Source organism: Streptomyces antarcticus, assembly GCF_026627255.1.
Lineage (GTDB): Bacteria > Actinomycetota > Actinomycetes > Streptomycetales > Streptomycetaceae > Streptomyces > Streptomyces antarcticus.
The window spans coordinates 98,128-113,792 of sequence record NZ_JAPNLM010000019.1 but is presented as its reverse complement, the minus strand read 5'-3'; the positions used below and the strand labels follow the sequence as shown (position 1 = coordinate 113,792).

At 71.1% G+C, this 15,665-nt stretch carries 18 protein-coding genes; 10 read left to right on the top strand and 8 right to left on the bottom strand.

Features of this window, described 5'->3' with window-relative positions; translation table 11 throughout:
- Positions 1-76: 76 nt before the first annotated feature.
- Together OTB16_RS26270 and OTB16_RS26265 are read right to left on the bottom strand one after the other, a co-directional pair.
- Entirely contained in the window at positions 77-1,192 is a 1,116-nt protein-coding gene (locus tag OTB16_RS26270) for a hypothetical protein (RefSeq protein ID WP_267723225.1), read from the bottom strand.
- Positions 1,192-1,956, bottom strand: coding sequence for an RNA polymerase sigma factor (locus OTB16_RS26265; protein WP_267723273.1), 765 nt, complete (start codon positions 1,954-1,956; stop codon positions 1,192-1,194). Before OTB16_RS26265 ends, OTB16_RS26270 begins: the two co-directional genes overlap by 1 nt.
- A 452-nt stretch (positions 1,957-2,408) precedes the next feature.
- Between OTB16_RS26265 and OTB16_RS26260 the strand changes: the two genes are divergently transcribed.
- From OTB16_RS26260 to OTB16_RS26220, 9 genes are all read left to right on the top strand, one after another.
- On the top strand, positions 2,409-2,999 hold the full coding sequence (locus OTB16_RS26260) for a 2-oxo-4-hydroxy-4-carboxy-5-ureidoimidazoline decarboxylase (RefSeq protein ID WP_420717799.1): 591 nt from the start codon (positions 2,409-2,411) through the stop codon (positions 2,997-2,999).
- A 152-nt stretch (positions 3,000-3,151) separates the two neighbouring features.
- Complete coding sequence (sdhC, locus tag OTB16_RS26255; RefSeq protein ID WP_078892868.1) at positions 3,152-3,532, top strand: succinate dehydrogenase, cytochrome b556 subunit; 381 nt, start codon at positions 3,152-3,154, stop codon at positions 3,530-3,532.
- 5 nt (positions 3,533-3,537) lie between these two features.
- Positions 3,538-4,020 carry a succinate dehydrogenase hydrophobic membrane anchor subunit gene (locus tag OTB16_RS26250; RefSeq protein WP_267723224.1) on the top strand — a complete coding sequence of 161 codons (483 nt, stop codon included), beginning with the start codon at positions 3,538-3,540 and terminating at the stop codon, positions 4,018-4,020.
- 23 nt (positions 4,021-4,043) lie between these two features.
- Entirely contained in the window at positions 4,044-5,798 is a 1,755-nt protein-coding gene (sdhA, locus tag OTB16_RS26245; protein WP_267723223.1) for a succinate dehydrogenase flavoprotein subunit, read from the top strand.
- Complete coding sequence (locus OTB16_RS26240) at positions 5,798-6,565, top strand: succinate dehydrogenase iron-sulfur subunit (protein WP_267723222.1); 768 nt, start codon at positions 5,798-5,800, stop codon at positions 6,563-6,565. The genes sdhA and OTB16_RS26240 overlap by 1 nt, the downstream gene beginning before the upstream one ends.
- A 173-nt stretch (positions 6,566-6,738) precedes the next feature.
- Positions 6,739-7,290, top strand: a complete 552-nt coding sequence (locus tag OTB16_RS26235) for a hypothetical protein (RefSeq protein ID WP_267723221.1) — start codon at positions 6,739-6,741, stop codon at positions 7,288-7,290.
- A 474-nt stretch (positions 7,291-7,764) separates the two neighbouring features.
- A complete protein-coding gene (locus OTB16_RS26230) occupies positions 7,765-8,169 on the top strand; it encodes a hypothetical protein (RefSeq protein WP_267723220.1) in 405 nt (134 codons plus the stop codon).
- 22 nt (positions 8,170-8,191) lie between these two features.
- On the top strand, positions 8,192-8,617 hold the full coding sequence (locus OTB16_RS26225) for a thiol-disulfide oxidoreductase DCC family protein (protein WP_267723219.1): 426 nt from the start codon (positions 8,192-8,194) through the stop codon (positions 8,615-8,617).
- Between the two features lie 11 nt (positions 8,618-8,628).
- Complete coding sequence (locus tag OTB16_RS26220; protein WP_267723218.1) at positions 8,629-9,351, top strand: TetR/AcrR family transcriptional regulator; 723 nt, start codon at positions 8,629-8,631, stop codon at positions 9,349-9,351.
- Between the two features lie 27 nt (positions 9,352-9,378).
- On the opposite strand, the gene OTB16_RS26215 is transcribed toward OTB16_RS26220, so the two are convergent.
- The 3 genes from OTB16_RS26215 to OTB16_RS26205 all read right to left on the bottom strand — a co-directional run bounded on the left by OTB16_RS26215 (position 9,379) and on the right by OTB16_RS26205 (position 11,357).
- Positions 9,379-9,675 (bottom strand): hypothetical protein, encoded by a 297-nt coding sequence (locus OTB16_RS26215; protein ID WP_267723217.1) that lies wholly within the window; start codon positions 9,673-9,675, stop codon positions 9,379-9,381.
- A gap of 63 nt (positions 9,676-9,738) precedes the next feature.
- Complete coding sequence (locus OTB16_RS26210; protein WP_267723216.1) at positions 9,739-11,028, bottom strand: metallophosphoesterase; 1,290 nt, start codon at positions 11,026-11,028, stop codon at positions 9,739-9,741.
- On the bottom strand, positions 11,025-11,357 hold the full coding sequence (locus tag OTB16_RS26205) for an SCO4848 family membrane protein (protein ID WP_267723215.1): 333 nt from the start codon (positions 11,355-11,357) through the stop codon (positions 11,025-11,027). Before OTB16_RS26205 ends, OTB16_RS26210 begins: the two co-directional genes overlap by 4 nt.
- 121 nt (positions 11,358-11,478) lie before the next feature.
- Here OTB16_RS26205 and OTB16_RS26200 point away from each other — a divergent pair, with 121 nt between their 5' ends.
- The gene (locus OTB16_RS26200) at positions 11,479-12,717 is read left to right on the top strand and encodes a D-alanyl-D-alanine carboxypeptidase family protein (RefSeq protein ID WP_267723214.1); all 1,239 of its coding nucleotides are present in this window, start codon (positions 11,479-11,481) and stop codon (positions 12,715-12,717) included.
- Positions 12,718-12,743: 26 nt separating this feature from the next.
- Here OTB16_RS26200 and OTB16_RS26195 read toward each other — a convergent pair whose 3' ends face one another.
- From OTB16_RS26195 to trpS, 3 genes are all read right to left on the bottom strand, one after another.
- Entirely contained in the window at positions 12,744-13,763 is a 1,020-nt protein-coding gene (locus OTB16_RS26195; protein WP_267723213.1) for a YihY/virulence factor BrkB family protein, read from the bottom strand.
- A gap of 157 nt (positions 13,764-13,920) precedes the next feature.
- On the bottom strand, positions 13,921-14,517 hold the full coding sequence (locus OTB16_RS26190) for a 2'-5' RNA ligase family protein (protein WP_267723212.1): 597 nt from the start codon (positions 14,515-14,517) through the stop codon (positions 13,921-13,923).
- An 85-nt stretch (positions 14,518-14,602) separates the two neighbouring features.
- Complete coding sequence (trpS, locus tag OTB16_RS26185; protein WP_267723211.1) at positions 14,603-15,616, bottom strand: tryptophan--tRNA ligase; 1,014 nt, start codon at positions 15,614-15,616, stop codon at positions 14,603-14,605.
- Between the last annotated feature and the right edge of the window lie 49 nt (positions 15,617-15,665).

Here is a 15,665-nt window from a genome sequence, read left to right as displayed (position 1 = left end):
GCGGCCGATGACCAGTCGGCTCGATACGTACTGCGTCACGGGTTCGAAAAGTGTTACAGGCAGGTCAGCACACTGATCAGCGACGGTCGCGCAGGCCCGAACCGCCCGGCAGCGCCGGGGTCAGGGTCGGGGCCCGGAAGACGCCGTCGCCGCCGCCGTCCCCGCCCGGACCGCCGCTCCCGCCCGAACCGCCGGTCGTACCCGATCCGCCCGAGCGGCTGGGTGCGCCGGTTGCGTCGCCGGGCATGCCGCCGGCGTCGGTGACCCCGTCGAGCAGCGCCTCGCAGTAGCGCGGGATGCGGGAGAGACCCCGGGCCAGGTTCGAAAGCTTCTCGCGGCGGTCCTTGTCGAGGTGTCCCGCCCGGTAGTCCTCGCAGAGGGTCGCCGCCCGGCGCTTCGCCCGGTCGTCGTCGCGCTCCTTGCTGCCGGCGTCGGCGAAGGTGTCCCGGTTGCCCTCGGCGGCGCCCGCGTCGCCCTTGCCCGCGGCGGCACCGTCCTGGGTGCCGCTGCCGGGGTCCTTGCCGGTGCCGCCGGCTGCGAGCCCTCCGAACGGGGTTCCGGTTCCGGCGGTGGCCGCGGCGCCGGCCTCCGTACGCCCGTCCGCTTCCGGCGTCGCGGTGACGCCGCCCGGGTCGGGCTGGACGGTCGCGCCGTCCCGGAGCGTGGTGGGCCGCGGCTGGGGGACGAGGGTGGGGAGGGCGCCGTCGGCGTCCGGGGCCGCGTCGTCGTCGGCGCTGACCGACATCGCCGGTACGGGTCCCGCGCTGTCGGACCGGTTCTGGTCCAGCAGCCCGGCTCCGGCCGCGGCGGCCAGACCGCCCACCGCGACGCTCGCCAGGGCGGCCGCGAGGCCGAACCGGACGTGCCGCCGGGAGCGGGGCGCCGCGACGGGGGTGAGGCGGCCGAGGTCGAGCAGCGCTTCCCGGGAGGCGGCGGCCGGCGGCCGGCCAGCGGCGGCCGCCGCGCCGCGCGTGGCGTGCGCCGCGCGGAAGGCGGCGACCGCCGCGGCCTCGCCGGGCAGTTCCCCGCGGGCGGGCGAGGGCTCGGCCAGGGCGTCGAGGGCCGCGCGCAGGCGGGCGGCCCGTGCTCGGGCGTGCGGATCGGCGGCCGGTCCCACAGGTTGCGCCGGTTCTCCGCGCAGCAGTCTGTCCGCCGCGGCTCTGTCCAGCCACCTGTCGCGCTCGTCGGCCATCACATGTCCTTCTGCGTCCGCCAACGTGAATGCGTCACACCGGTTTGTTCTACGAGGCCCCCGCCACGGCCACGCTGTGCGGGTACGGCGTCGAGATCCCTCCCGCCCCCGCCGTCCCGTGCCTGGCCACCGGCATTATGGCCGACCCGGGCCCGCCCGTCCGAGTCCGGTTCCGGTTCCGTTTCCCCGTCCGGCCCGAAGTCGCCCGTCACGCCTTGCGCGCCCAGCAGCTCAGCCAGCCGCTTCAGGCCCCGGTGCGCGGCGGTGCGTACGGCTCCGGGCCGCTTGCCGAGGGTCTCGGCGGCGGTCTTGGCGTCGAGGCCGACCACGACGCGCAGGACGACGGCCTCCGCCTGGTCCTGGGGGAGCTGGGCGATGAGGGCCATGGTCGAGCCGGTGGAGAGCGACTCCATGGCCGCGCCCGCGGTGTCGCACTCGGCCGCCCAACCGGTGAGTTCGGTGTCGTCCCCGCCGATGGCGGGGCGGCGGCCGCGCATGCGGATGTGGTCCAGGGCCCGGTTGCGGGCGATCCGGGCGGCCCAGCCGCGGAAGCGGTCGGCGTCGCCGGTGAAGGAGTCGAGGTCGCGGGCGATCTGCAGCCAGGCCTCGGACGTCACGTCCTCCGCGTCGCCGTCCCCGACGAGCGTGCGTACGTATCCGAGCAGGCGTGGGTGCACGGCGCGGTACACAGCACGGAACGCGTTCTCGTCGCCGTCCTGTGCCGCGAGCACCGCGGCGGTCAGCTCCGCGTCGTCCCCCAGCAAAGTCCCCAACCCGTTCACTGTCCTGTACGTCTGGCGCAAATCAGCACGTTACGGCTTTCACGCACCTTCGTCCACGAGTTGTACAACCAGCAACCAACCCTGCGCGGAGCGAGGTGTGACACAAAACGCACTCGGGGCGCTGACAGGGGTACGGGCTTGTCGCACGAGTCCGTGACGGACGGCGACCGGGGCCTCTCCTGTGGGGGGTGGCGGCCTCGGTCGTCTTCCCCTTCCCGTCCCGCCCGCGCGGCTCCACGCGGCCGGGCCGCGCGTCCTTCGAACGGCTGCCCCACGCTCCGCACCAGGCGTCCACGTCATCCTTTCGGCTCTCTTCCGGGTGATTTCCCCGTGGGAGTACGACACACCCGACCCCACGTCGCTAGCGTGGCGGTACACCCGCGCCACGCCCCGAGGAGCCCCCGCTGTCCAGCCATCTTCCGGCACAGGCCGCCGTGGGCACCTTCCAGGGGGCATCTTCCGGACGAAGTCCGGGCGAGAGGTCCGGGGCACGCTCCGAACCCTCTCGCGGCCGCGGACTGACGCGGTTCAACGCCCTCTCCCCCGAGGCGGCCCACGCCGCCCTGCTGCACTGCTGCGGAAGCCGGCGCTGGGCCCACCGGCTGGCCGTGCACCGCCCCTACCCGGACCCGGGCGTGCTGCTCGCCGCCGCCGACGAGGCCTCGTACGACCTCTCCCAGGCGGACCTGACCGAGGCGCTGGCCGCCGAGAGCTCCGTGGAACTGGAGCACGGGGCCTCGTACGCCGCCCTGCTGGCCCTCGACGCGGCCCACGCCGAGTACGAACGCAAGTTCGGCCACGCCTTCGTGATCTGCCTCGACGGGCACCCCCCGGAGGAGCAGGCGGACCAGCTGCTGGCGGCGATCCGACGGCGGACGGGGCACGAGGTGGACGAGGAGCGCTCGATCTCCGCAGACGAGCTGCGCAGGGTCGCTCAGGCCCGGCTACTGGACCTGACACGCTGGCTCACGTCGGCCGATGGGCTGACTGCGGAGGAATTCGGGCCATTTGCCCCTGTGGGATAGTCCGTCCGTGCCTGTTTGATCACACCGATGACCCCCGCGCAAGGGAACCGACAAAGCGTCGCTACGATGTCCAGGGCCGGAGGACCGTACCCGGCCGGGCCCGACCGACAAAGAAGCCGGCTGGCCCCCGCCCCGCTTCCGGAGGGTTTTCCGTGCCGGCTGGAACGTTGTACCGCGGCCGGGAAGGAATGTGGTCCTGGGTGGCTCATCGAGTCACCGGCGTCCTCATCTTCTTCTTCCTGTTCGTACACGTCCTCGACACCGCTCTCGTCCGCGTCTCCCCTGAGGCGTACGACGACGTGGTGGCTACCTACAAGACGCCGATCGTCGCGCTGCTGGAGTACGGCCTCGTCGCCGCAATCCTGTTCCACGCGCTCAACGGTCTCCGTGTCATCGCCGTGGACTTCTGGTCCAAGGGCCCGCGCTACCAGAAGCAGATGCTCTGGACCGTCGTGGGCATCTGGATCGTGCTGATGGTCGGGGCTCTCTACCCCGTACTCGGCCACGCCTACCTTGAACTGTTCGGGAAGTGACACGCATGTCTTCTGACACTTCTTCCCCCAAGGTCGTCGGCGACGTCGAGGGCGTGTCCCTCTACGACGTCGACAACCCGGCCCCGTACATCGAGGCCCCGCGCAAGCGGACCGGCAAGACCCCGCGCTCGACCCGCGGCAACTTCGAGATGGTGGCATGGCTCTTCATGCGCCTCTCGGGCATCGTCCTGGTCGTGCTCGTGATCGGCCACCTCCTGATCCAGCTGGTGCTGGACGGCGGCGTCTCCAAGATCGGCTTCGCCTTCGTGGCCGGCCGCTGGGCGTCCCCGTTCTGGCAGGTCTGGGACCTGCTGATGCTGTGGCTGGCCATGCTGCACGGCGGCAACGGTCTGCGTACGGTCATCAACGACTACGCGGAGCGCGCCAACACGCGGCTGTGGCTGAAGGGCCTGCTCTACACCGCCACGGTGTTCACCATCCTTCTGGGCACGCTGGTGATCTTCACCTTCGACCCGAACATCCGCTAGGCAACGGGGCTGAGGCGTAACCAATGAAGATCCACAAGTACGACACCGTCATCGTCGGAGCTGGCGGCGCGGGCATGCGCGCCGCCATCGAGTCGACGAAGCGCAGCCGCACCGCCGTGCTGACGAAGCTCTATCCCACCCGCTCCCACACGGGCGCCGCGCAGGGCGGCATGGCCGCCGCGCTGGCCAACGTGGAAGAGGACAACTGGGAGTGGCACACCTTCGACACGGTCAAGGGCGGTGACTACCTGGTCGACCAGGACGCCGCCGAGATCCTGGCGAAGGAGGCCATCGACGCCGTCCTCGACCTGGAGAAGATGGGCCTGCCGTTCAACCGCACCCCGGACGGCACCATCGACCAGCGCCGCTTCGGCGGCCACTCGCGCAACCACGGCGAGGCCCCGGTCCGCCGGTCCTGCTACGCCGCGGACCGCACCGGCCACATGATCCTCCAGACGCTGTACCAGAACTGCGTCAAGGAGGGCGTGGAGTTCTTCAACGAGTTCTACGTCCTGGACCAGCTCCTGGTCGAGGAGGACGGCGTCACGAAGTCGGCCGGCGTGGTCGCGTACGAGCTCGCCACCGGCGAGATCCACGTGTTCCAGGCGAAGTCCGTCATCTACGCCTCCGGCGGCACCGGCAAGTTCTTCAAGGTGACCTCCAACGCGCACACCCTCACCGGCGACGGCCAGGCGGCCTGCTACCGGCGCGGCCTGCCGCTGGAGGACATGGAGTTCTTCCAGTTCCACCCGACGGGCATCTGGCGCATGGGCATCCTGCTGACGGAGGGTGCCCGCGGAGAGGGCGGCATCCTCCGCAACAAGGACGGCGAGCGCTTCATGGAGAAGTACGCGCCGGTCATGAAGGACCTCGCGTCCCGTGACGTCGTCTCGCGCTCCATCTACACCGAGATCCGCGAGGGCCGCGGCTGCGGTCCGGCCGGGGACCACGTGTACCTGGACCTGACGCACCTGCCGCCGGAGCAGCTCGACGCCAAGCTCCCGGACATCACCGAGTTCGCCCGTACGTACCTCGGCATCGAGCCGTACACGGACCCGATCCCGATCCAGCCCACCGCGCACTACGCCATGGGCGGCATCCCGACCAACGTCGAGGGTGAGGTCCTGCGCGACAACACCACCGTCGTCCCGGGCCTGTACGCGGCCGGCGAGGTCGCGTGCGTGTCGGTGCACGGCGCGAACCGCCTGGGCACCAACTCGCTGCTGGACATCAACGTCTTCGGCAAGCGCTCGGGCATCGCAGCCGCGGCCTACGCCCACGCGCACGACTTCGTCGAGCTGCCGGAGAACCCGGCGCAGCAGGTCATCGACCTCGTCGAGCAGCTGCGCAACTCCACGGGCCGCGAGCGGGTCGCCGACCTGCGTCTGGAGCTCCAGGAGACGATGGACGCGTGCGTGATGGTGTTCCGTACGGAGCAGACCATCAAGACCGCGGTCGACAAGATCGCGGAGCTGCGCGAGCGCTACCGCAACGTGTCCGTCCAGGACAAGGGCAAGCGCTTCAACACGGACCTGCTGGAGGCCATCGAGCTGGGCAACCTGCTCGACCTGGCCGAGGTCATGGCCGTGTCCGCGCTGGCGCGCAAGGAGTCCCGCGGCGGTCACTACCGCGAGGACTACCCGAACCGCGACGACGTCAACTTCATGCGCCACACCATGGCGTACCGCGAGGTGGACGCCGACGGCAGGGACTCCGTCCGGCTGGACTACAAGCCCGTCGTCGTCACCCGCTACCAGCCGATGGAGCGTAAGTACTGATGGCCACCCCGACCCTGTCCAAGACGGACCAGATGGAAGCCGCGGCGGCCGCCTCGCCCTTCATCACGGTCACCTTCCGGATCCGCCGCTTCAACCCGGAGATCTCGGAAGAGTCGACCTGGCAGGACTTCCAGGTCGAGATCGACCCGAAGGAGCGCGTGCTCGACGGTCTCCACAAGATCAAGTGGGACCTCGACGGCACGCTGACCTTCCGCCGCTCGTGCGCGCACGGCATCTGCGGCTCCGACGCGATGCGGATCAACGGCAAGAACAGGCTCGCCTGCAAGACGCTGATCAAGGACATCAACCCGGAGAAGCCCATCACCGTCGAGGCCATCAAGGGCCTCACGGTGATGAAGGACCTCATCGTCGACATGGAGCCGTTCTTCCAGGCCTACCGCGACGTGATGCCCTTCCTCGTCACCAAGGGCAACGAGCCGACGCGCGAGCGCCTGCAGTCCGCCGAGGACCGCGAGCGCTTCGACGACACCACCAAGTGCATCCTGTGCGCCGCGTGCACGTCCTCGTGCCCGGTGTTCTGGAACGACGGCCAGTACTTCGGCCCGGCGGCGATCGTCAACGCGCACCGCTTCATCTTCGACTCGCGCGACGAGGCCGGCGAGCAGCGGCTGGAGATCCTGAACGACAAGGACGGCGTGTGGCGCTGCCGCACGACCTTCAACTGCACCGACGCGTGCCCCCGCGGCATCGAGGTCACGAAGGCGATCCAGGAAGTCAAGCGCGCCCTGATCACGCGCCGCTTCTGACCTGAGTCCGTAGCCGTAGTAGTCGTAGTAGTAGTCGTAGTCCGTAGTAGTAGTCGTACGAAGCCCCGCGCCCCGGACCGCCGTCCGGGGCGCGGGGCTTTCGTGTACGGGATTGGTCCCGGTCCGAGCACGTGGGGTACGGGGGCGAGCGGGCCTGTGGAAGGATCGGCTGTATGAGCGAGCAGCAGCCGAACCCCTACGCGAGCGACCCGAGTCAGGGCGGCCAGCCCGGCCCCTCCGGCCAGGGCGACTACAGATGGGGTCCGGGCGAGGCCAGTTACGGCTACCCGCAGCCCTATCCCGCAGCCGCCGCCTACCAGCCGACCATCGGTGGCGCGGGCTTCCCCGTGCCGGCGTACGGTCCGGGTACGGGTGGCGGCGGGGGCGCGATGCTGGCCCTCGGCGACATCAGCGTCGTCGGCGACCAGATCATCACCCCGTCTGGTTCGATGCCGCTTCAGGGCTCGATGTGGAACGCGGCGGACTTCTCGCGCACCGAGGAGAAGATCCCGACCCACGCCATCGTGCTGGCGGTCGTCTTCGCGGTGTTCTGCCTGCTGGGCCTGCTGTTCCTCCTGATGAAGGAGAAGGTCACGACGGGCTACATCCAGGTCACGGTCACCAGCGGCGGCCGCCACCACTCCACGATGATCCCGGCGTCGAACGCGCACGCGTACGCGTGGGTCATGCACCAGGTCAACTACGCCCGCTCGCTTAGCTTCTGAGGGGGCTTCGGGGGCGGGGGGCTGGGCGGCGCCGGGCGGGGTAGCGGCGCCGGGGCGGGGGCGCTGAGGCCGGGCGGGGGTGTGGGGGCGGTACTCGTGCGGGCCCGGGGCGCGAGGTGTTGGGGGTTTCCCGTCAGTCTCATCGTCTCTCCGGTTCGGGCCGGCCCCTCGGGCGCTCCCTGCGGTCGCGTCGCTACGCGATGGCCTGCGGCCACCCTTGGCCGACCGTCCCGAACCGGAAATACGAGACTGTCGGGAACCCCCCAAAAGAACGGCACGGGGCGAGAGATCCCACCCATCAGCAGCCAGAGAAGGACGGGCCCGCCCCTCTCTGGCTGGACCCAGGCGGCACCTCTCGCCCCGTGCCGTTCTCCCCCGTTCGAAACCGGGCGGACGTTCGCTTGAACTTGTTCAAAAAACGCCCTAGAGTCAGTCCTGCCAAGCATTTGAACACGTTCAAGGGGGCTGAGGGCAATGGACCTCACCGTGGTCGCGTACGTCATCTACCTGCTCACCAGCATCGGCCTCACCGTCTGGGTGGCCCGCACGCTCAGCCGCAACGGCCGCGTCTTCATCGGCGACGTCCTCCAGGGGAACGAGAAGCTCGCCGACGCCGTCAACCACCTCCTGGTGGTCGGCTTCTACCTCGTGAACATCGGCTTCGTGACCCTCTACCTGCGCTCGGGCGAGACGATCCTCAACGCCCGCGGCCTCTTCGAGGCGCTGTCGCTCAAGCTCGGCGTCGTCCTGCTCGTCCTCGGCGTCATGCACCTCGGGAACGTGTGGGTGCTGAACAAGATGCGCCGCCGGGGAATCATGGAGCGGCAGCAGATCCCGCCGGTCGCCCCCCAGGGGTGGACCGCGCCGGCCGGGGCCTGAGCCGGTGCCGGCTCAGGGAGCGGTGCGCGGACTGACCGTCCTGTACGACGCCGGCTGCCCGGTCTGCGTACACATCAGGCACTGGCTGATCGGGCAGCGCCGGCTGGTCCGCATGGACCTGGTGCCCGCGGCGTCCTACGAGGCACAGCGGCGGTTCCCGCGGCTCGACCACGCGTCGACGCTCAAGGAGATCACCGTCATCGGGGACTCGGGCCAGGTCTGGAAGGGGACCGATGCCTTCATCGTGTGCCTGTGGGCGCTGGCCGAGCACCGGCCGAAGGCCAACTGGCTCGCCACCCCGGCGGGCCGCCCCTTCGCCCGGGCGGCCATGTACACCGCCTCCGCCTGGCGGCAGGCGGTACGGACGGAAGGCGGCCCGGCGGCGGAGAACGGCCCCGCGCGGGCGGAGGAACCGGTCTGTGACGACCAGTGCTCCGTCCCCCGATAGGCTCGTGCACCGTGACTGATCAGAAGGCTCCCAAGAGCGAACAGACCCGCACGCTCATCCTTGAAACCGCGCTCCGGCTCTTCCAGGAGCGCGGCTTCGACAAGACGACCATGCGGGGCATCGCCAAGGAGGCCGGTGTCTCGGTCGGCAATGCCTACTACTACTTCGAGTCGAAGGAACACCTGGTCCAGGGCTTCTACGACCGGATCGGCGCCGCCCACCAGGCGGCGGTCCGGCCCATCCTGGACAACGAGACCGATCTGCAGAAGCGGCTCGCGGGCGTGCTGACCAGCTGGATGGACATCGCGGCCCCGTACCACGAGTTCGCTTCCCAGTTCTTCAAGAACGCGGCGGATCCGGAGAGTCCGCTCAGCCCCTTCTCTCCGGAGTCGGAGCCCGCCCGCAAGGCGGCGATCGGCATCCACCGCGAGGTGCTGGCGGGCGCGAAGACCAAGGTGCCGGCCGAACTGGCCGACGTGCTGCCGGAGCTGATGTGGCTCTCGCAGATGGGCCTGGTCCTGTACTGGGTCTTCGACCGCTCGCCGGACAGCCAGAAGACGCGGGGGCTCGCCGAGCGCGGCGCGCAGCTGACGACGCGGGGCATCGTCCTGGCCCGGTTCCGGGTGCTGCGGCCGTTGGTGCGGGAAGTGCACGAGCTGTTCGCGGACTTCCTGCCGGGCATGGCGCAGACGGTGGTGTCGAAGAAGCGGGCGTCGGACCCGGACCCCGACTGACCGGAGCCCGACCGGCCGGCCCCCGGCTCACCGGAGCCCGCCCCGCCGCCGGCCCGCCGCCGCCGGCCCCGGCCCGGCCTGGAGCCGGTCGAGTTCCCACAGACGCCACACGCCTGTTCCGTCGGACAGGTGCTGGGCGCCGGTGACGGCCTCGCGGGACATCACGTAGTCCTCGCGGAAGTCGGCCTCGGCCTCGGACCGTTCCGAGTGGGACTGGGGGGCGAGTTCGACGCCTAAACGATCGGCTGGATCGCCGACTGCTGGGCGCTCAGGTCCCGGTTGATCGTCTTGGTGGAGAGCACCGGAGCCAGGTAAAACGGTCATCCGATCACGGAATTTCGGCCTCGGGAAGGCCGATATCCGACGGCTCGGGGCGCTGGGAGGGGATCAGGCCTGGTATGAGGCGAGTTCCACGACGGTGATGTCGGACGGGGCGCCCACGCGGACCGGGGGTCCCCAGGCGCCGGCTCCGCGGGAGACGTAGAGCTGGGTGTCCCCGTAGCGCTCCAGGCCGGCGACGGTGGGGTTGGCGAGCTCGGCGAGGTAGTTGCCCGGCCAGAGCTGGCCGCCGTGCGTGTGCCCGGACAGCTGGAGGTCCACGCCGTGCCGGACCGCGTCGTGGATGACGACGGGCTGGTGGGCGAGGAGCACCGCGGCGCGGGACCGGTCGCGGTCGCCGAGGGCGGCCTGGAAGTCGGGGCCCTGGCCCTCGCTCTCGCCCGCGATGTCGTTCACCCCGGCGAGGTCGAAGTACGGCAGGACGCGGCGGGCGTTCTCCAGCGGGGTCAGGCCCAGCTCCCGGACGTGGTCGACCCACTGCGCGGCGCCGGAGAAGTACTCGTGGTTACCGGTGACGAAGTACGAGCCGTGGCGCGCCCGCAGCCCGCGCAGCGGCTCGGCGGCCGGCCCGAGGTCGTGCACGTTCCCGTCGACGAGGTCCCCGACGATGGCGATGACGTCGGGCTGGGTGCGGTTGACGGCGTCGACGATGCGCAGGGTGTGGGCGCGGCCGAGGACCGGGCCGAGGTGGACGTCGCTGACGACGGCGATCCGGAACCCGTGCGCCGCGCGCGGCAGCTTGGCCAGCGGCACCTTGACGCGCTTGACCGTCGGGCCCCGCAGCACCCCGTGGGCGCCGTTCGCGACGGTGCCCAGGGCCACGGCGGCGGCCGCGCCGCCGACGGCGCGCGCGATCGTACGGCGGCTCGGCCCCCGGTCGGCGGGCTCGGCGGGCACGTCGGCGGGGGCCACGGCCGGAGCCTCGGCGGGGGCCACGGCGGGGGCGTTCGCGGGGGCGCCGGCGGGGGCGTTCGCCGGGGCTCCCGAAGTGGCGGGTACCGCCTCGGAGGGGGCCCGGTGGGCCAGACGGCGGAGCAACAGCGCGCGGATCGGCTCCGCGACCAGCATCGTCAGGGTCAGGTACAGGAGCACCGCGAGCCAGAGGAACCCGGGCCAGGCGACCGCCTGCTGGAGCCAGAAGGGGACCCCGGCGCGGCCGGTGGTCAGGGCGGCCACAGAGAGGAGGGGCAGGGCGATGGCCAAGGACGTGCCGATGCGGCGGGGCAGGCCGCCGGGGGCGGTGGTGTCGCGGACCAGGCGGATCCACAGCCATCGGTGTACGAGGACCAGCAGGGCGAGGACCGCCAGCGCGACGAGTGCGAAGACCACGATCATCATGCGGCCGACCCCGATCCGGCGTCAGGTCCGGTACGCGGACCCGCGGCCGTGCCCCCGCCCGGCTCCGAGCCCGGCTCCGCGCCCGGACGTGATCCGCGCCGCAGCGCCCGGACCCCGCGCAACCCGATCACCCCGACGGCCGTCCCCAGGAGAAAGGACGCCACCGCGAGGGTCAGGTGGACCCAGAAGTAGGACGTGGGATCGCCGGCCGCGTCAAACGCCAGGCCACTGCCGTTCTTCCACAGGTTCCGGACGAAAGACACCCAGATGAACCAGCTCCACACTCCGAAGGCGAGTAGGAACCAGGAGGAGGAACGGCTGAGTTTCATGACCTCAGTATCGGATTCGTCCCCAGGACGGACGCGCCGGGGTGGGCTGTCCCGGCGGTGGTTTCTTCGAAATGGCCGGTCAGCGACGGTATGCAGTACATCGGGATGTACTTTCACCTGCGTGTCTGCAAAGAAGACCGCGCTGACGGTCCTTTCCGCCGCGCTGCTGATCCCCTCGGTGCTCGGGGTTCCCGCGCACGCCGTGCCGGCCCCGCCGGCCGACGGGAAGGGCGGGCCCGCCAAGGCCCCGTCGGCGGCCGCGCCGCCCGCGTCGATGTCCACGGTGGGCGGTTCCCTGCTGGGCCAGCCGGGGACCCAGGTGAGTCTGCTGCCCGGCGCGCCGTCCCTCCCCGCGAACCTGTCGGGGCGGTCCTGGGTCGTGGCCGACGCCGATTCGGGCGAGATCCTGGCCGCGCACAACGCGCACTGGCGGCTGCCGCCGGCCTCCACCATGAAGATGCTCTTCGCGGACACCGTGCTGCCGAACCTCCCCAAGGACCGGGTCCACAAGGTCACCGAGGAGGAACTGTCCGGGGTCGGTTCGGGCAGCAGCCTGGTGGGCGTCAAGGAGGACTACGAGTACTCGGTCCACGACCTGTGGCTGGGCGTGTTCCTGATGTCCGGCAACGACGCCGTGCACGTGCTTTCGGCCATGAACGGCGGCGTCGAGAAGACCGTCAAGGACATGCAGGCGCACGCCGAGGAGCTGCAAGCCCTGGACACCCACGTGGTGTCCCCCGACGGCTACGACTCCCCGGAGCAGGTGTCGAGCGCGTACGACCTCACGCTCATCGCCCGCTCCGGACTGCAGAAGCAGGACTTCCGGGAGTACTGCGGCACGGCGAACGCCGACTTCCCCGGCAAGCAGGGCGCCGGGAAGGCGCGCGAGTCCTTCGGCATCCAGAACACCAACCGGCTGATGACGGGCGCGCACGGCATGGCCCCGTACAAGGGCATCGCGGGCGTCAAGAACGGCACGACCACGATGGCCGGCTCCACCTTCACCGGTGTGGCGCAGCAGGGGTCAAGGAAGCTGCTGGTCACGGTGATGAACCCGAGCACGGGCGGCGGAAACGCGGTCTACGAGCAGACGTCCGCGCTCTTCGACTGGGGTTTCGCCGCGGCCGGGAAGGTCAAGCCGGTGGGTGAGCTGGTGCCGCCGAAGAGCGAGGACACCTCCTCGTACGGCTCCCCCGCCCAGTCCCACGAGGGCGGCCCGGCGGCGGCCGGCGCGGGAGCGGGCGGCGGCGTGGGCACCGCGCTGGGTGTCGCGGGCGGTGCGCTGGTCCTGCTCGCGGGCGGCGCCTTCGTGGTGAACCGGCGCTGGCCGCGCGGCCGCCGCGGCATGGGCCACGGCTGACCCGGAGCGGCCGGCCCGGAGCCCCGCTACGGCCGCGCGCGCTCCGGGCCGGCGGCCGGACCGGGCCCCGGAGCCCTGTCCGGGTCGGGAGCCTTGTCCGGGTCGGGAGCCCTGTCCGGGTCGGGAGCCCTGTCCGGGTCCGGGGCCTTGTCCGGGGCCTTGTCCGGGGCCGGGGCCTGCGCGCCGTCACCGTCCGCGTCGTCGCGCGTGGCGGTCCAGGACGACACGAAGAGCAGCAGCTTCGCCGTGAAGTTGATCCACAGCAGCAGGGCGATCGGCACGCCGAAGGCGCCGTACATGCTCTTGGCCGCCACTTCCCGCATGTAGCCGCTGAGCAGCAGCTTCAGCAGTTCGAACCCGACCGCGCCGATGAGCGCCGCCTGGATCAGGCGGCCGCGCGGCGGTTCGACGCCGGGCAGCAGGGTCAGGACGTAGAGCAGCAGCAGGAACGCCGCCAGGACGCCCACGAGGAACGCGCCGGACCGCAGGAGCGCGCCGCCCGCGCCGTCGCGCGGGATGCCCAGCCACTCGGCGGACTTTCCGACCGCGCTGGACCCGAAGGTCGAGGCCGCTGCCGAGGCCAGGCCCACCCCGCCGAGGCCGAGGAGCACCAGGGCGTCCTTGCCCTTGCGGGTGAAGGGGTTCCCCTCGTCCTCGTCGTCCTTGTCCCACACCGCGCGCAGGCAGTCCCGCATGGCGCCGACCCACCCGATGCCGGTGAACAGCAGGATGGCGCCGGCGACGAGCCCGATCGTGCCCGCGTTGGCGACGAGCGCGTCGAGGTCGAGCTGGTCGGAGATGCCGGGGACCTGTTCGGCGAGGTTCTTCTGGAGCGTGGCCAGCTGCTCCTTGCTGAGCAGCGCCGCGCCCACGGCGGCGGCCACCGTGATCAGCGGGAAGAGCGCGAGGAAGCTGATGAAGGTGATCGCGGCGGCGAGCCGGGTCCAGTGCACGCGGTCGAGGCGCTCGTACGAACGCCACGCGTGGGTGCGCATCAGACGGGCCACCAGCGGCCCGATCACCGGGAGTTTCGTCAGCCAGTCCATGGAGTCACCGTAATTGAGCCGCAGGAAATAGCGGGGATTGCCGCTTGCGGGGACTACGGTCGTCGATTGTGACTTTTCGCCCGAAGGCCCGTCCGTTCCACTCCCTCGTCCTGCGCGGGCTCAGGTTCCGCACGCACCGGGCCCTGCGGCCGCTCCGTCAGGAGGGCCGTACGGTCGGCCCCGCCGCCGCGTCGGTCGGTGAGCCGCACTGCGCCGGGACTCCGGCGGGACCGGCCCCGAAGGGGTACTCGCGCAGCTTGCGCCAGACCCCGTCCGAGCCCTGCTCGTAGAGGGCGAAGCCTTCGCAGAGCCACTCGGCCGCGTAGTCGGCGAGGGCCGCGAACGCCACGTCCATCGCCTCCTCGGAGATACCGTGGGCGACCGTCACGTGCGGGTGGTACGGGAACGCCAGCTCGCGGCTGAGCGGCCCCGCCGGGTCGCGGACCTCGCCCTGGAGGCGGGTGCAGCCCGGGGCGCCCTCGACGATCCGGACGAAGACCACCGGCGAGAGGGGCCGGAAGGTCCCCGTCCCGGACAGCCGCATCGCGAAGGCGCGGAACGCGGCCGCGACCTCGGCCAGGTGGGCCCGGATCTGCGGCAGCCGGTCCGCCTCGACCTCGGTCGGCGGCACGAGGGTGACGTGCGTGGGGATGCCGTGCGCGGCAGCGTCCCCGAAGCCGGCGCGCAGCTGCTGGAGCTGGCTGCCGTACGGCTCCGGGACCGCGATCGAAACGCCGAGCGTTACGGTCCCCACGTGTCTCTCCTCCGTGTGTCTGGTTGGACTGCTGCCGCCCAGTGTGGCGGCAGCACCCCCGATCTCGCCAGGGCCCTCTGCCGCGTCAGTGCTTGGCGGGCAGGAAACCGAGGCGGTCGTACGTCTGCGCGAGGGTCTCGGCGGCGACCGCGCGGGCCTTCTCCGCGCCCTTGGCCAGGATGGAGTCCAGGCCCTCGGGGTCGTCCAGGTACTCCTGGGTGCGCTGCTTGAACGGTGTGACGAAATCGACCATGACGTCGGCCAGGTCGGTCTTCAGCGCGCCGTAGCCCTTGCCCTCGTACTTCTCTTCGAGGGACGGGATCGTCTCGCCGGTGAGGGTGGAGTAGATCGTGAGCAGGTTGCTGACGCCGGGCTTCTCCTGGGCGTCGAAGCGGATCTCGGCCCCGGTGTCCGTCACCGCGCTCTTGATCTTCTTCGCGGTGACCTTGGGCTCGTCGAGGAGGTTGATGAGGCCCTTGGGCGAGGAGGCGGACTTCGACATCTTGATCGCCGGGTCCTGGAGGTCGTAGATCTTCGCGACCTCCTTGACGATGTGCGCGGCGGGGAGGGTGAAGGTCTGGCCGAAGCGCTGGTTGAAGCGCTCGGCCAGGTCGCGGGTCAGCTCGATGTGCTGGCGCTGGTCCTCGCCGACCGGGACGGCGTTCGCCTGGTACAGCAGGATGTCGGCGACCTGGAGGATCGGGTAGGTGAACAGGCCGACGGTGGCGTTGTTCGCGCCCTGCTTCGCGGACTTGTCCTTGAACTGGGTCATCCGGCCGGCCTCGCCGAAGCCGGTGATGCAGTTCATGACCCAGCCGAGCTGCGCGTGCTCCGGCACGTGGCTCTGGATGAAGAGCGTGCAGCGCTCGGGGTCCAGGCCGGCGGCGAGCAGCTGCGCGGCGGAGAGCCGGGTGTTCGCGCGGAGGTCCTTCGGGTCCTGCGGCATGGTGATCGCGTGCAGGTCGACGACCATGTAGAAGGCGTCGTGCGTCTCCTGCAGGGCGACGTACTGGCGGATGGCTCCGAGGTAGTTCCCGAGGTGGAACGAACCGGAGGTGGGCTGGATGCCGGAGAGCGCGCGAGGACGATCAGAAGCCATGGCCCCATTCTCTCAGGTGCGGGGGCGGGCTCCGGTCCCCCGCTGGCCG

Bases quoted from the DNA above. Each gene is read 5' to 3' on its own strand.
- OTB16_RS26270 (WP_267723225.1), bottom strand. From the start codon at position 1,192: ATGGCCGACGAGCGCGACAGGTGGCTGGACAGAGCCGCGGCGGACAGA.
- OTB16_RS26205 (WP_267723215.1), bottom strand. From the start codon at position 11,357: ATGAAACTCAGCCGTTCCTCCTCCTGGTTCCTACTCGCCTTCGGAGTG.
- OTB16_RS26250 (WP_267723224.1), top strand. From the start codon at position 3,538: ATGTCTTCTGACACTTCTTCCCCCAAGGTCGTCGGCGACGTCGAGGGC.
- sdhA (WP_267723223.1), top strand. From the start codon at position 4,044: ATGAAGATCCACAAGTACGACACCGTCATCGTCGGAGCTGGCGGCGCG.
- OTB16_RS26195 (WP_267723213.1), bottom strand. From the start codon at position 13,763: ATGGACTGGCTGACGAAACTCCCGGTGATCGGGCCGCTGGTGGCCCGT.
- OTB16_RS26235 (WP_267723221.1), top strand. From the start codon at position 6,739: ATGAGCGAGCAGCAGCCGAACCCCTACGCGAGCGACCCGAGTCAGGGC.
- OTB16_RS26230 (WP_267723220.1), top strand. From the start codon at position 7,765: ATGGACCTCACCGTGGTCGCGTACGTCATCTACCTGCTCACCAGCATC.
- OTB16_RS26210 (WP_267723216.1), bottom strand. From the start codon at position 11,028: ATGATGATCGTGGTCTTCGCACTCGTCGCGCTGGCGGTCCTCGCCCTG.
- OTB16_RS26240 (WP_267723222.1), top strand. From the start codon at position 5,798: ATGGCCACCCCGACCCTGTCCAAGACGGACCAGATGGAAGCCGCGGCG.
- trpS (WP_267723211.1), bottom strand. From the start codon at position 15,616: ATGGCTTCTGATCGTCCTCGCGCGCTCTCCGGCATCCAGCCCACCTCC.
- OTB16_RS26215 (WP_267723217.1), bottom strand. From the start codon at position 9,675: ATGACCGTTTTACCTGGCTCCGGTGCTCTCCACCAAGACGATCAACCG.